This is a genomic window from Terriglobia bacterium (assembly GCA_020073085.1).
Taxonomy (GTDB): domain Bacteria; phylum Acidobacteriota; class Terriglobia; order JAIQFV01; family JAIQFV01; genus JAIQFV01.
Window position 1 is genome coordinate 167662 of record JAIQFV010000006.1, and the last position, 15394, is coordinate 183055.

Below are 15394 nucleotides of genomic sequence, written 5' to 3' on the forward strand. Positions count from 1 at the left end.
CCCAATTCAATCGAGGCCCTAAAAGGGCGATTGCAGAAACTCATTACCAAATTCCAAGCTGACCGAGAGTACTATCTTTCCAGCAAATACCTCGAAGCCCAGGCCCGCGTGGACTTCGTCACGCCTTTTTTCAAAGCGCTTGGTTGGGATGTTGAAAATGAAGCCGGCGCACTTCACCACCAGCGGGAAGTCATCGTCGAGCGAGGCGAGGCAGAAACTGAAGGCCGACCTGATTACAGCTTTCGAATCGCCGGCCAAACCAGATTCTTCGTCGAGGCCAAGGCCCCTTGCGAAACTCTAAGCACACCAAAGCACATTCTTCAGGCCAAGGGCTACGCTTGGAACACCAAGCAGGTTTCCTTTGTGATCCTGACGGACTTTGAGGAATTCCGCTTCTACGACGCTTCCATTCGGCCCGACGAGCGCATGCCGGATGAAGGTCTCCTACTTTCACTCAAGTACACCGAGTACCTCAGAAATGCAGAGAAGCTCTGGGAGTTTTCTCGGGAGCGTGTTGCGGCGGGCTCACTGGACGCGATGTTGCCTCGCGATCGGCGTACTCAGCGTCTACGGATCCCGGTTGATGCGGCGTTCCTCGATGAGATGACCGGCTGGCGCGAAGACCTAGCCCGGAATGTTTTCAAAAACAATCCCGACCTTACCGCCAAGCAACTGAACGAAATCGTTCAGCGCTTGCTTGACCGTATCGTCTTCGTCCGCATTGCTGAAGACCGGCGCATCATCGAGAAGAACCAGCTCCGCGACGCAGTGGAAGAATGGCGGGCGCGCGGTGGCAAGTTTCATATCTTTGACTGGTTGAACGATCTCTTCCACAAGATCAACGACGACTTCAACGGCGAAATCTTCAAGCCACACCTTTCGGAAACCATCAAGATCGAGTCTGAGGGGCTTGCAAAAATCATTGAGCGCCTCTACCCACCAAAAAGCCCTTATCGTTTCGATGTCATCGGCGTCGAACTGCTCGGCTCCATCTATGAACGTTACCTGGGGAAAACTATCCGGCCCACCGCCAAAACCGTCCGAGTCGAGGAAAAGCCAGAGGTTCGCAAGGCCGGCGGCGTCTATTACACACCCAAATACATTGTCGATTACATCGTCAAGAACACAGTAGGCAAAGTCGCTGAAGGAAAGACGCCCAGACAAATCGAGAAAATCCGCATCCTCGATCCGGCATGCGGCTCTGGTTCCTTCCTCATCGGCGCATTTCAATATCTCATTGATTACCATGTGCGCTACCTCATTGAACACCCGAAGGAAGCTCGCGTTCATCCGCTGTTCCCAGACTTGATCAAGGATGAAAGTGGTGAGCCCCGGCTGTCGGTCATTCGCAAGGCGCGCATATTGAAGAACAACCTCTTCGGGGTGGACATCGACCCTCAGGCTGTTGAGATCACTATGATGAGCCTTTACCTCAAGGCTCTCGATGGTGAGAAATCGCAGCTCCCGCCGAAGCACCACTTGTTGCCCGAACTCAAGTACAACATCATTTGCGGGAATTCCCTCATCGGTCCAGATATCTATAGCCAGGGCACACTGTTCGGCGAGGCGGATCGTGATCGTATCAATGCATTCGACTGGAATTCTGTCGTCGCAGGTTTTGGCGACGAAATGAAATCAGGGGGATTCAATTGCGTGATTGGAAATCCACCATACGGCGCCTCGCTCGGCGATTCTGAAAAGCCGTATCTGTCCCAGAAATTCAAGACAGCCACAAGCGAACTTGATACTTACAGCATGTTCATAGAACGGGCAGTCGGAGTTTGCGCGCCCAGAGGCCGCGTATCGATGATTGTGCCAACTGGTTGGTACAGTGGTTCAAAATTCTCGAAGCTCCGGCAATTCATTGCGGTACAAACGGATCCACAAACGTTGATCAACCTTCCCTATGATGTCTTCCCAGCGTGGGTTGACACAACGATTTTTGTCTTTTCCAAACGTGCTGAACCAACGACTTGGCCACGCCGAAGCCGCTGCGGGGTCCTCCTGAAGACCTTTTCAAAACGACATAAAATCAAGTCGCTATCTGAGTTTGAGGAGGACACGAAATTTGCTGAACTGACAAGCTGGTTTGCACTGGGAGGGGACGAATTCCTAACTTACGCAGACGAGGCCACAAGCAGGATTATCACAAAAATGCAGAGGACAGGTAAGCCTCTCGGAGAGATCTCGGATGTCCAGCGTGGTGTGACCCCGTTCAATCTCACACCCACGCGCGAGCAAAAATGTAGCGTGCGCGCTTTTGCTGGGACGGTACGCCGATATTCCATTGTAATGGGTCCTCGAAGATTCATTCGATTTGATGACACTCTGGCAGAACCTAAACCCGATCGGTATTTCAAAGGACCACGACTGCTCTTGCGGGAACTTATAAGTCGCCAGTTTAGGCTTCAGGCAGTGAAGACCACCGAGGATTTTGTCACCAACAAATCGATGCAGAGTATTTTGCAAGGCCAGGCCGGGCCAGCCCTGAACTTTATTCTCGGGTGTGTGAACAGCCGACTGATGTCGTGGTACTTTCTGCATCGATCTAACATCGCGCAACGCGACGATTTTCCTAAGATTGTTTTAAAGGAGAGCCGGGGTTTGCCTATCCACTTGCCAAATGTTCACGATCCTGCAGATAAGGCGCGCCACGATAAGCTCGTGGCGCTCGTGGACCAGATGCTAGAACTGCACAACCAAAAGTGTTCCGCTAAGCTGGCACCATCGGAACTAGCTCGTATTGACCGGGAAATCGGTGTAACTGATCGCGAAGTTGACGAATTAGTCTACGAGCTCTACAAAATCACATATGAAGAAAGAAGGCTGATCGAGGAAGGCTAGGTGAACGATATGGCGTATACAATTTTCCTGAGCCACAGCTCTTCAGATAAGGAATGGGTCAAATGGATTGCTGCCAATGCACAGCAGGTGGGTATAGAGGTGTACCTTTACGAACATGACCCGCAGCCAGGCAGACTGGTCGCTGACAAGCTCCAAGCTGCAATCCATGTTTGTGATTCATTGGTCGTGTTGATTACCGGAAACAGTCAATTCTCGCCTTATGTCCAGCAGGAAATTGGATCGGCCAAAGCGCTGAATAAGCCCGTGATTCCACTCGTCCAACCAGGCATTGGCCAGTCGAGCCTCGCGATGTTGCAAGGAGAGGAGTACATACCGTTTGACTTCGCCAGCCCTGAGCATGCAATGTCCGCGCTTTTGGATTATTTACAGAGAGCAAAACAGAGCAAGGAGAAGGGGCAAGGTGCTCTCTTGGTGATTGGAGCGATCATCGTCGGGGCTTTACTCCTCAAAGGCAAGGGCTAAAGGCTTTTGACTTTAACGACATGACCCGGTATGACAACTTGTAGCACTGTTCAAGAGGATGCTGGAACTGCACTGGAAGGAACATTCGGTTTCGCCTTGCCAAATTGTGCACTCGGAACATGACGGCATCGACGGCAAAATCGCTGTGACCGACCGCCCAAGAATGAAATTGCATGTGACAAATCCAACGTCGCGGCCAAGGATCGAGGCTCTTCTCCTCTTGGACCGCGCGAATACGAACGGCCGCGCCATGATTTCTTCCGCATGCGATAAAGAGAGATTTCCATGATAAATAGAATGATTGACTTTTCGAGTCACTTGGATCGAAAGGGCTTTGAATCAGACAGTAAAGCAACATGGGGGCAGTCGTTCTTCGATACTGTGGAAGATCTTAAGTCTCTGCTTAGTCGTCGCCCGCCAGAGCAAAGGTTACAGCAGTTCTTCGAGAGCCATCCGTACCTGCTTCCCGGCATTGACGCCCTACACAACGGTCCTTTGGCTGGAATCGTCGCTACGAAATTCTGTTTAGGGAATTCATTCCAGACTGATTTCTCCTTTGTCAGCGCAAATTCTCAAGAACTACGAATTACCTGCGTGGAGATTGAATCACCCCGGAAGAGCATTTTCAGAAAGGATGGGGAATTCAGCCGTGACTACTTAATGGCAAAACAACAGATTCTGGACTGGATGTTTTGGGCACACCACAACGTTAAACAGGCATTAGATTGTTGGGGCCCTCTCATGGGGGGACGAGTCCGGAGACTACACACGATATATTTCGGGGGCTATCTCGTTTTTGGCAGAAGGGCCGAGATAGATAACCCTAAGAAGCAGGAACGATGGTCAGCGGAAGATCTAACTCTTGCCAGAGGCTTGTCAACCATGACGTATGACAGATTGCTGGACTGGAGAGAAGGTCGCTGGATTCCAAAGATACGGTACGGAAAAATTGCAGTATGTTCTTACAAGGACAGAAGATTCATCGCCAAGAAGCTGTGTATTTAGAAGAACTGGGGTCGACTATGAATGCGGACGAACTAAAAGGGCTGGGGCAGGATGTGTCCAAACTCATCTGGGCAAGTATCAAATTGTGAAATCTGGGCGGTTTATGACATCAGAGTGTAAGAGAGATGGATTTTTGAAGAGAGAGTGAATTCCTCCGGCCTTGTCAGAGAGCAGGAGAGGAGGCTAGCCCCATGCCCGAGACGATGAATCAGATATTAGTCTTGTTGGTTTTCATAGTGCCTGGCTTCATTGTGATTCGAGTGAAGCGCATCGCCTATCCAAGAGCTGAGGAGGCGACGCTCAGCATCGTCCTTGACAGTCTCGCACTCAGCAGCTTGGTTCACGCCATCTGTTTTCCGATTTGGTATTGGATTTATGCTTCTCGGTCTTACGCCACAGCGCCAACTCTCTTCGTGCTGCAGGTGTTCGTGATCCTGCTCCTTGTTCCTGTTCTGTTCGGCATTCTGTTCAATTTTTCTGTCAGGACAGACAAGGCCCGATGGCTTCGTGAATTTCTCTATTTTCCGCATCCCGACCCCACGGCATGGGACTACCATTTTAGAAAGGGAAGGGCCTACTGGATTTGGTTGACATTCAAGAATGGTCAAGTGATGGCTGGGCTCTTCGGCCCAAATTCGTTCGCGGGCTCCTTTCCGAACAGGCAAGACCTTTACATCGAGAAATTGCTTTCACTCGATGAGCATGGTAAAGTCAAATCGTTAATCGAAAACTCTGCGGGAGCGCTCGTAAGGATGGATGATTTGGACCGCATCGAGTTCTTCGAGATCGGAGGAGTCAAAGTATGAGTGAAGAGAAGACAGTTCGTGCACTTCGGGAAAGCCATCAGCCTCTCAAAAATGAGATCACTAAAGGTTATCCGGTTAGTCAGCAGGTAGATCTGGCCAACCTCAAGCCCCCTTCAAACCTCGGAAGCGCGGCTGTCACCCCGCAGAACTCGAATCAGTCAGCTCCTGCCCCCGCCAAGACTAACAAGTGAAGGAATGTCGGTGCCTGACCCGAATTCCTATTACAGCCGTTCAGGGTTGTGTGAGATCAAATCTTTTCTTGAGGTAGTTGAATCGCGAGAATGGGATCCTCCCTTCGTGCTGCAAGCGACCCACGACAATACCCGCCGAAATGCCAAGGGAATCCGCAAGGGCCCGGATTCCGGGTTCTGTAAACTTCGATGCGACAATGAATCGCCGCCATTGGGACTCGGGGATGAGGTGGGTTGTGGCGAAGGCGTCCGCTTCTCGCTCTTTGTCGTTTCCACCGGCGCCATCCTCCAGGAATACGTCGCGTTTGCCATGCAACGCCACATGACCCGCCTCGTGGAAGAAGGTGAACCAAAAGATGTCTTCCACCTTGTACCTACAACTCAATTGGATGATCGGATGATCGCCCACCCATCTTACCGCACCATGGATTGAAGTATGGGGAAGCTCCTCCACGAAAACCACGGCTACACCAGCCTTACGACACGCTGCCGTCAGGGACCGTTTCAACGCGGCGGGACGCATCTTCATGAGACCGCGCATACGACCAAGCTGTTGCTTGAAGACGGTCCGTTCAAATGCCGGCAAGCGGAGCTTTCTGGCCGAGACTTCTCCCAAACGCAACCAGGCCGCCGTGGATTCCGGGCAGGCACGGAAAGCAGTGGACCGGCGGTAAGATGCCGCGGGAGCCGTCCACACCTGGCTCCAGGCGGAAATGCTGCTCACGCCGAAAAATTGAAACATTGCGCGAACCAAGTCGCCGCCTTCTCGCGATTCGGAGAGGACCCCGCGCTGGGTGAGCTCCTTGACGGGGAACCTCTTCACCCACTCTGTAGCAGCTTCCAACGATTTTTGTTCTTTCAGGGAGGCTATCGTTTGTCGGTAGTTTCGCTCCAGGTTGTTCCAAAACGAAGCCGGCAGCGCGAGCACGTGTTCCAACTGCAAGGCAGTTTCTGCGGTAATGGCGGCCTTCCCCTTGATGATTTCGTTTATGGTTTTAAGGGGCCGTCCGGTGCGTTTGGCCAATTCGGCCTGCGAAAGACCGAGCGATTGAATCGTTTCAAGCAGGGTCGCCCCTGGAGGCACGGCGTAGTCCGGCTTAAACTCAATTCTTCTCTTAGCGATCATGGTAGTCCTCAATTGACGATTGGACAGGGATTCTGAGTTTGCCGCCTTCGCGAACTTGCCCGAATGAAAGCTTATTCTCATGGCTTGATTATGTCAATAGTTTTATTAACCCTTAGGGTTAAATAATAATTATAATAGCGCCCTCTCGACGCACACCAAATCCGCGACACCCGATACTGGCGAGCGCCTCGTATTAAGGAATATCGAAATGCCGTCCGATCATCTTGACCTTTGCTTACGGGGGTGGGTTGGCTATTTCAAACCAGAGCGACGGAGGACCAAAACAAGACTCGTCATATAATACTTCGATATGATAGCCTACAGAGAAATCTCCGAACAGTCACCTATTATCTTGCGTCGTTTGGGAGCCTTTTTGGGCCCAGCAAAGCTCGAAGTTCGTGCATCTGGATTCTGCAATGGGCAGGGGGCAAATGCAAGGGTCAATAAGTAGAGACAGCGACCCGTTTGGGAAGGAAGCATCGGAGCATGCGAGTATCGGGAGTTCTCATAGCGCTAATGATGGTGGCGTTCCCTATGGCCTTCTTGGCGCAGACGAAACCGGATAACACGCTCACGGTGCACCAGCGCCCGGTTACAGCGCTGCCGATCGTCGCCCGGATCCCTTTGCCGAAGGAGCCTGATTGGATGGCCCTTGGGTTTGGCTCGGTCTGGGTCGTGAACTACAAGCCGGACCGCTTGTCGCGGGTGGATCCGGTCACGGGCCATCTCCTCGCCGACATTGCGCTGGGGCCCGACGCGTGCCTCGGGGTGGTGATTGCACTTGACCGGGTATGGGTGGCGACCTGTGGCGACGGCGTGATCAACGAGATCGATGCTAGGACGAACGCCGTCGTGCGGCGGATATCGGTTCCGATTACAACAGGACGAGAAGGCGCCTTCGCCATTGCGAACGGCAGCTTCTGGATTCCGGCAAACCTTCCAGATGCGTCTTCATCTGCGGTTGCCCGGGTCGACGTACGCTCAGGCCGCGTCCTGTCCTTGATTCCCGTCGGCGCGAGAACCGATGTGGTGATCGCAGGATTTGGGGCCGTCTGGGCCGCGAGCAGCGCCACTGATACAATTCATCGAATCAATCCATCTCGCAACGCCGTCACAGCACGCGTCGCGGTGGGCCATACCCCCAAATTCATGGCCGCAGGTGAGGGCGGCGTCTGGGTGCAGAATCAAGCGGACGGCTCGGTTTCGCGGGTGGATCCGCGTGCCAACCGCGAGGTTGCCCGTATTGAGGCTGGCGCTCCTACCAAGTGGGGAGACATCGCAACCGGTGATGGCGCCGTTTGGCTCAGCGTGAACGGAAAGCCCGTCACCCGCATCGATCCCCAGACCAACCGCGTGACGCACCAGTTTGTCGGCGGCGATGGAGCTGACGCTATTCGATCAGGGGCAGGAGCGCTGTGGGTCGCGGACCACAAGCACGGTGAACTCTGGAAGATCGATTTCCGTGTACTTCGCCCGGCACCGTGAAGCCTCACTAACGAGTCCGACAAAGTGGTTTGGGTAGCGCCGCCACGGTTTCTGGTGGCGGGGGCGTTGGCGCGCGGGGGGCAGGGTAGCTGAATACATACCGGTCGCCGGCACAAGCCCCCGCCGGGTAGAGAGCACCCGGCGGGGCTACCAAAGCAAGGCACCATCCGAAGTGGTTTGGGTAGCGCCGCCACGGTTTCTGGTGGCGGGGGCGTTGGCGCGCGAGGGGCAGAGTAGCTGAATACATACCGGGCGCCGGCACAAGCCCCCGCCGGGCAGAGAGCACCCGGCGGGGCTACCAAAGCAGGACACAATTGGATATCAAGACAAAGGGGCAGGCTCCGACATCCGGCAACTGTTTCATTGGATGGCAGGGGAGGTTCGTGACGGAATAGCTGTGATTCGGATATTCATCTTGATTCTGACGAAAGCGCCTTCACGAGGCGGTACATGAATTCCATCCCATCGTAAAACTCCCTCACCCCCATGCGTTCATCCTTCCCGTGGGCTCGCACGTCATTGATGTCATCAAAAAGTCCTGAGACACCATACGTGGGCATGCCGGCGATGCGGAGATAGAGCCCGTCGGTCCCCCCCCGTGGACATGACCGGGACGACGGGTACGCCCGGCCAGAGCTCTGCGGTAATTCGATCGGTTGCTCGCACGATCTCCGGCCTGAGTGGCGAGGGTGGGCTTGGATTGGGCTTGTTAACTGGAGAAATCGTGATTTTGTCGTCAGCCAGCACCCGGGTCAGTGTTCGCTGGACTTCCTGAGGTGATTCACCGGGGAGCAACCGGCAATTAACAGTGGCACGCGCGGTCTGAGGGAGTGCGTTGTCCGCATGTCCACCCTCCAGGCGGGTGGCGACGCAGGTGGTTCGCATCAGGGAGTTGAAGTAGGGTGAGGCGGAAGTCAGGCGTGAAACCGCCGCGGGGTCGGGCGGGATCTGCGCGGCCGCCCGCATATCCCGGGCTGCTTGCCCGGTCTCCACTTTGGACATCTGCTCGAAGTAGGCCCGTGTGGTTTCGTTCAGCTTCACGGGGAAGTCGAACTTGGCGAGGCGCGTCAGCCCCTCCGCGAGCTCATAGATGGCGTTGTCCTTGACGGGAAGAGAGCTGTGCCCGCCCCGGTTCCTGGTCTCCAGGCGGAAGCTGAGATAGACCTTCTCACTCGTCTGCAGCTCGTTGACCCAGTGCTTGCCGTCCTTGATCTCGCCGCCCCCTCCATCCGTGTTGAGACAATACTCTGCGTCGATCAGTTCCCGGTGATTCTGCAACAGCCAGGAGACGCCGTTTGAGTCGCCTCCTTCCTCGTCGGCCGTCAAGGCGACAATCAGGTCCCGGTCCGGCTTGAACCCTTCCCGTTTGAGCCGTATCAAATTGGCGATCAACAAAGCATCGCCCGATTTGATGTCGTTGGTGCCGCGTCCATAAAAATACCCATCGCGCTCAAGGAATTTGAAGGGATCAAACGACCAGTCCTCGCGCCGCGCCTCCACCACATCGAGATGGGCCAGCAGAAGAATTGGTTTCCCGGAGCCAGTGCCGCGCAGGCGCGCGACCAGATTTCCCTTCCGCGGATTCGGGCCGAGCACTTGAACATCTGCGGCAGGGTAGCCGGCGGCCCGAAGTCGCGCCGCCATCGCCTCGGCAGCCCGGGTCGTGTTGCCTGAGGAGTCCGTGGTGTTGATCTCGATCAATTCTTTGAAAATGTCGCGGGCCAGTTCCTGTTGAGCCGAAGGCGGCGTGCCGCCTGCCCCCGGCAAGGCTTGAGCCGCAAGAGGCAGTGTTGCAAGAAGAAAAGAAATCATCAGTGTGCTGCCGAATTTCATCCAGAAATCCTCCGTTCCTATCGAGCGACAGCCGAGTGGTATTGGGAGATTAAAACACAATTCCGAACAGCCACCTATCGCCGAATCAAAATTGGAGCTCACGCCATTCATACTGAGGAAGAGAAAGTATAGTGACAAACACGAACGTCATTGAAAATGTCACAAAGTCATGCGTGATTCAACGTAGGCGCGTCCGCCGTGGCGGACGCGCCTACCACGAAGATTTCACAATTACCCCACGAAACTCTAATTCCAATCACGTCTGCCCATGAAGTTTAAAGCTCTTGCTCACTGGATATCAGAGTGATATGGTCCCGAGAGTATTAATTTTCCGTGGTAGACGTCATGTGTCCTATATGAGGCCAGAGGAATCGAAGATGGATGTCATGATTGGATATTGTGGTTTGGATTGTCGGGGCTGTCCAATCCATTTGGCTACTCTCGATCCCGATGACGCCAAAAGACGGACCATGCGAGCTTCTATTGCTCGTCTCTGCTCCGAGCAGTACGGTCTGAACTTGTTGCCCGAGGAGGTTACGGACTGTGACGGATGCCGGTCCGAAACGGGCCGTTTGTTCTCGGGGTGTGCACGCTGTGAGATCCGATCCTGTGCAATCAAGCGAAAGCTCGAGAGTTGTGCCTTCTGCGATGAATACGCCTGCGACAAACTTCGATCTCACTTTGAGACGGACCCAACTGCCGAGGGGCGTCTTAAGGCACTCAGGGGTCAGATGTAGCATCGGCCAGATCGGTTCATGGTGCGACCCCGCGCGGGACTTGACTCGGGGCAAGATGACGCCCGCGGCGCAAGGATCGCAGCTCCCTGTGATTCACGGCCCGGCCCCTAGGCTTGCCGGTGCAGTCCGACCGCCAAGAGCAACCACACAACAGACAGGACCGCCAATCCGAGCGGGGGCGTTTGCGTGGGGCAGGGTAGCTGAATACATACCGGCCGCAGGCACAAGCCCCCGCCGGGCAAAAAGCGCCAGGCGGGGCTACCCAGTCGGAGCAGAAGAATAAATGAGTGTCAGATCTCTGCAAACGGCGATTGACCGAGAAAGGCGTCCTGTTTTCAAAATGAAGAAACAGTATTTCGCGCCTGCAGAGACTTGACACTCGTCATTCAGATCTGTTTTGGAAATCCTGGCGCCGTGTTATCGCAACAACGCGTCCTTTTGCCCTGAGACGTAGACGGGAAATGAGCATCGGTCCGCCTCGGGGATCGTTGCCGCGTTCGGTTGAATCAATTAATTCGAGTTATCTGGATGCTCCCGGTCGCTCCATTCGTTCCCGACAAGCTGGTCATCGTAAAGGAACCGGTAAGGGTGTTTGCTGAGAGCGAGAAATTGTCAATCTGGGTGTAGACGATGAATTCCTGACCCTGCAACAAAATGGATTTCCCATAGCCCATGATTCTCGCCGTCTTGTTCTGAAGTGCGCCATAAACGAAATAGGTTTCCGGCGTCACGGTTTCAAGGCTGGGCGTGGTTCCGGTGATATGTAGATACCCGTTCACCGCCATGCCGTTGACCCAAATCCCTCCATCGCCTGTGAACCCCAGTCCCGAGAGGGTAGCGGAAAAAGAAAATGTGCGCTGCGAAGGCAGCAAGGGAAGCGAAGAAAACTGATTCGACACCAACGTGAGTGCCGTCCCGATGATCGGCGCATCTGACTCGATCTCGAGGCGTCCTTTCCCCAGGGTCAAACCAGGAAAAAACTGATTTAGGAACTGTGGCAAATGACTTTGTGCGGAAAGAGTCAGGGTCTGGGGCGGGGACGCCGTGCCGTTCGTCTCGTTGAACACCGAGAGTTTCACGTTGGCGGTGGTGTTTCCAAGGTTGGCCAATGCCAGCGCAATCGTGGTGGAATCCTCAAATGGAATGGTGGTCATATAGAATTCGGAGGAGGGAGGAACGCCCACGCTGTCGGTTACAGTCGACCCGGCCTTCACATAGTAGGTCAGGTTTCCTTCCAGAGTCGCCGTTTGTATCGTCGGATCCGTGGCTTTGATATAACCGAACCCTGCCTCAATTCCCGCCGCTGCCGTGATGTGAAACGTTTTTGTCCCCCCGGCTGGAATGTCGACGGCCACTTTTCCATTAGCGACCGGGGCGCCGTTCACAATCGGATTCCAGGCCAGTCCCTGCAGGTGAGAAAGATTTAACACACCCGTGTATGCGGTGATGCCCCGATTGGTCGCTACCAGCACGGTCTCATATCCGCCACCTGCGGCGATTTGGCTGAACGCTATGTCCTTTTGTGGCGAAAGATTCTGTCCCCATGTTGGACTGCAAAAAGTCAGAAAAAGGACAGTAATCGAGATTTTCCAAACCATGTTTCCTCCTTTTGGATATCACAGATAAAATTGAATAAGTGAAGAACCGCAAACCCGCCGCCGCTGGTGCTTCCGCGCCGAATTTCCTAGAAGAATCAATTCCTTGAACCGAATCTCAATTTCAAAAATGGGAAAAAGGAATTCCTAGAATAGCCCCCAATTACCAATGGCCAAATTGCGGCCAAGATAACAACTCTAACACCAGCAGAAGAGGTTAATAGCGTTCAGAGTCTTTTCAATACCCTTCTGATCTCAATATACTCACTCCATTAAGGATGTCAAGGTGTTCACGGCAGTTTGGTGACGTCAAGCCGCTTGGGTAAAAACTTGGAGAGTGCGGTTTCGCCACTCTTTTTTCAAACCGTAGAAAGCGGCCTGAATCCGCCTTGAGATCCAAAAACTTTCGCTTTCCGACACCCTGAAATTAAGCTACCATTCGCGCGCATCCACGACACGGCTACCATGGCGTTAACGACAGGCATGACGGTTGGTCCGTACGAAATCACCGGTGCGCTTGGCGCCGGGGGGATGGGGGAGGTGTATTGCGCGCGGGACAAGAAGCTGGGGCGCGACGTTGCACTAAAGGTATTGCCCGAGGCTTTTGCCGACGACCCGGAGCGCATGGCGCGGTTTGAGCGCGAAGCCAAAGTGCTCGCCTCGCTCAACCATCCGAACATCGCCTCAATTTACGGTCTCGAGGACTCCGACAACCGACGCGCGCTCGTGATGGAGCTGGTCGCAGGACCCACGCTGGCTGAGCGCCTCAAGTCCGGCGCCATTCCTGTCGATGAAGCCCTTCCGATCGCCAAACAAATCTGCGACGCCCTTGAATGCGCGCACGAGCGCGGGATCCTTCATCGCGACTTGAAACCCGCCAATGTCAAAGTTGCCCCCGATGGCACGGTGAAGCTCCTGGACTTTGGGTTGGCTAAAGCAATTGAAGGAGATTCCGCAGCTACTGAAAGTTTGGAATCCCCGACTGTCAGCGTCCGGGCAACACAAGCAGGTCTTATACTCGGCACGGCGGGGTACATGTCGCCGGAGCAAGCCAGAGGCAAGCCCGTCGATCCCCGGACCGACATCTGGGCCTTTGGCGTTTTAATGTTTGAGATGCTGACGGGCCAACCGCTGTACTTCGGCGACACAATTTCCGAAATCCTCGCGAAGGTCATTGAGCGCGAGCCGGACCTCCACCGATTGCCTCCAAGCACTCCTGCATCCATCCGTGAGTTAATTCGCCGCTGTCTCGTTAAGAACCCGCGGCAGAGATTGCGCGATATCGGCGATGCGCGGCTTGTACTTGAGGAGTATCTGGCCAATCCTTCCACGACGCAGCCGGTCGCCGGGGCGGCGATGTCTCCGGCTCGATCATGGGTTCTGCTGTGGTTGTTCGGCGGCCTTGCCTTGGGCGCACTGGTGGCAGGCACCGTAGTCTGGAAGCTGATGCCTGCGGCCCCGCCGCCCCCGACCATGCGTTTCAGCGCCGTCACCAACTTCACCGGTGTTGATGCAATGCCTGCTTTCTCACCCGACGGGCGCTCCGTGGCTTTTTTGTCAAATCGGGGCGGCCAGTTTGATATTTGGATGGGACTGATCACTGGCGGGAGCCCCGTCCGCATCACCAACGATCCCAATCTCAAGGCGCGGCCCCACTGGTCTCCTGACGGCTCCAAAATCTCCTACTCCCGCTTGAATGAAAGTGGCTTGTGGGATGTCTGGACGGTGCCTGCATTGGGCGGGACACCACGCAAGTTATTGACAAACGCTTACGAAGCTGCCTGGGCACCCGATGGTCGCTCGCTGGCCTACGCCAATTCCTCCACTCGAACGATTTGGATCTGTGACGCGATGGGAAGCAATGCGCGCGCTTTGACTCAGCCTGAGAGTCAGACTTCCCACATCGAGCCCGCGTTTTCGCATGATGGACGAATCATCGCTTTTGTCCGTCGAAACGCCGGCCCTCGCGGAGAGTTAGCAACGGTAGATCTATCCTCAGGGAAAGTGAAGAGGCTAACCGACGACGGAGTTTCGGCTCGTTCGCCTGTCTGGTCCGTAGACAATCGGTTCGTCTATTTCGCGTCCACCCGCGGTGGCACGATGAACCTCTGGAAGATTGCCGCTCACGGCGGCCCACCGGTGCAAATCACTGCCGGCCGCGGAGATGACTCCGAGCTGGATCTCTCTGCGGACGGTCAGAAGATTGTTTTTGCCAGTCACCGCTCCATCATCAATTTGCTGGAAGTGACGATCGACTCGAACACGGAAGCCGGCCGCAGATGGCTCACCACCGACGCCGCCCGCAGCACATTCTCGCCCGCCTATTCCCCCGATGGTCGCCGGATTGCGTACTTTACCAACCGCAAAGGCGCTGAAAATGAGTCTATTTGGATGATGGATGCCGACGGCTCCAACCCCGTCAAGTTGGTAGAGGACGGTAGCTTAAATTACTTTCCACGCTGGGGCCCCGACGGGCAGTATTTGATTTTTGCATCCGGCCTTCGCGGGGATGCCGCCCAGCGGAACCTTCGCCGGCTGAGTCTGTCGGGGACGGTGCCGGAGGATCTCCCTGCCGAGCCACTTGAAACCCCTTGGGGTGATGTCGGGCCAGATGGTCGCTTGGTCTTTAGCGCGAAAGATGGCCAGGTCCAGCTCTTTAATCAGGGGAATAGCAAGACGCAAGCCCTCGACTCGGTCCGGGGAAGCATCTTATCCTGGGCGACTGACGGTCGTCATATCGCCTCCGTCATCTTAGCTCGCCAATTGGGCGATCCCGAGGCTGGTGTGTGGGTCTATGATTTGAGTGGAGGAGCTGCGCGCCAAGTATTTCGCGGTTGGGCATGCTACTACAAATGGATCGGCCCTGACGAACTCTTTGTCCTCGAAGGGAAGCCGGACCTCACTGCTATTCTTTGGCGTGTTCGCCTCGATGGGTCACTGCCGGTGCGTATGCGGACCTCCCTCCGGCTCAGGTACTCCCCTCAGGACATAGGCGCATTCCTAGCCACTTCCTACGCGCGGTTCGATATCCATCCTGACCACCGCCGGATTGTGATTGAGGCCTTCCGTTTCCAAGAGGCCGACATCAGCATGATCGAAAACATCCGCTAGCCGCCTATGCCATTCGCACCCCCGCCCTAGCCTCCTGACAAAGTCTCTCTCAAAACAAGGTCGCCCGCCGTGGCGGGCCAATAGCGCATGTGTGCGCCACCCCGCCCGATTTTGATAGGGGTCTTCGTATTTCACCCACCTGAATGAGCTCCATGACAGGAGCGCGCGGGCTCATTTG

Annotated in this window: 10 protein-coding genes and 1 pseudogene; 8 read left to right on the top strand and 3 right to left on the bottom strand. The window is 55.0% G+C overall.

Annotated elements, in window-relative coordinates:
• Positions 1–30: 30 nt before the first annotated feature.
• The 5 genes from LAO21_08345 (at position 31) to LAO21_08365 (ending at position 5329) form a co-directional block, all read left to right on the top strand.
• Positions 31–2844, top strand: a complete 2814-nt coding sequence (locus LAO21_08345) for an N-6 DNA methylase (protein ID MBZ5552714.1) — start codon at positions 31–33, stop codon at positions 2842–2844.
• Between the two features lie 9 nt (positions 2845–2853).
• Positions 2854–3327, top strand: a complete 474-nt coding sequence (locus tag LAO21_08350) for a toll/interleukin-1 receptor domain-containing protein (protein ID MBZ5552715.1) — start codon at positions 2854–2856, stop codon at positions 3325–3327.
• Positions 3328–3612: 285 nt separating this feature from the next.
• A complete protein-coding gene (locus LAO21_08355; protein MBZ5552716.1) occupies positions 3613–4332 on the top strand; it encodes a DUF4263 domain-containing protein in 720 nt (239 codons plus the stop codon).
• Positions 4333–4523: 191 nt separating this feature from the next.
• Positions 4524–5138 (top strand): DUF6338 family protein, encoded by a 615-nt coding sequence (locus tag LAO21_08360; protein ID MBZ5552717.1) that lies wholly within the window; start codon positions 4524–4526, stop codon positions 5136–5138.
• Complete coding sequence (locus LAO21_08365) at positions 5135–5329, top strand: hypothetical protein (protein ID MBZ5552718.1); 195 nt, start codon at positions 5135–5137, stop codon at positions 5327–5329. The genes LAO21_08360 and LAO21_08365 overlap by 4 nt, the downstream gene beginning before the upstream one ends.
• 40 nt (positions 5330–5369) lie before the next feature.
• Here the strand turns inward: LAO21_08365 and LAO21_08370 are convergent, their stop codons facing one another.
• A complete protein-coding gene (locus tag LAO21_08370; GenBank protein MBZ5552719.1) occupies positions 5370–6467 on the bottom strand; it encodes a HigA family addiction module antidote protein in 1098 nt (365 codons plus the stop codon).
• Positions 6468–6941: 474 nt separating this feature from the next.
• Here LAO21_08370 and LAO21_08375 point away from each other — a divergent pair, with 474 nt between their 5' ends.
• Positions 6942–7940: a hypothetical protein gene (locus tag LAO21_08375; protein ID MBZ5552720.1), complete on the top strand. Its 999-nt coding sequence runs from the start codon at positions 6942–6944 to the stop codon at positions 7938–7940.
• Between the two features lie 410 nt (positions 7941–8350).
• On the opposite strand, the pseudogene LAO21_08380 reads toward LAO21_08375, so the two are convergent.
• Positions 8351–9773 (bottom strand): annotated as a pseudogene (locus LAO21_08380) (M20/M25/M40 family metallo-hydrolase).
• Positions 9774–10150: 377 nt separating this feature from the next.
• On the opposite strand from LAO21_08380, the gene LAO21_08385 reads away from it, so the two are divergent.
• A complete protein-coding gene (locus LAO21_08385; protein MBZ5552721.1) occupies positions 10151–10510 on the top strand; it encodes a DUF3795 domain-containing protein in 360 nt (119 codons plus the stop codon).
• Positions 10511–11016: 506 nt separating this feature from the next.
• On the opposite strand, the gene LAO21_08390 is transcribed toward LAO21_08385, so the two are convergent.
• Positions 11017–12108, bottom strand: coding sequence for a hypothetical protein (locus LAO21_08390; GenBank protein ID MBZ5552722.1), 1092 nt, complete (start codon positions 12106–12108; stop codon positions 11017–11019).
• Positions 12109–12570: 462 nt separating this feature from the next.
• Between LAO21_08390 and LAO21_08395 the strand changes: the two genes are divergently transcribed.
• A complete protein-coding gene (locus LAO21_08395; GenBank protein MBZ5552723.1) occupies positions 12571–15216 on the top strand; it encodes a serine/threonine-protein kinase in 2646 nt (881 codons plus the stop codon).
• The last annotated feature ends 178 nt before the right edge of the window (positions 15217–15394 follow it).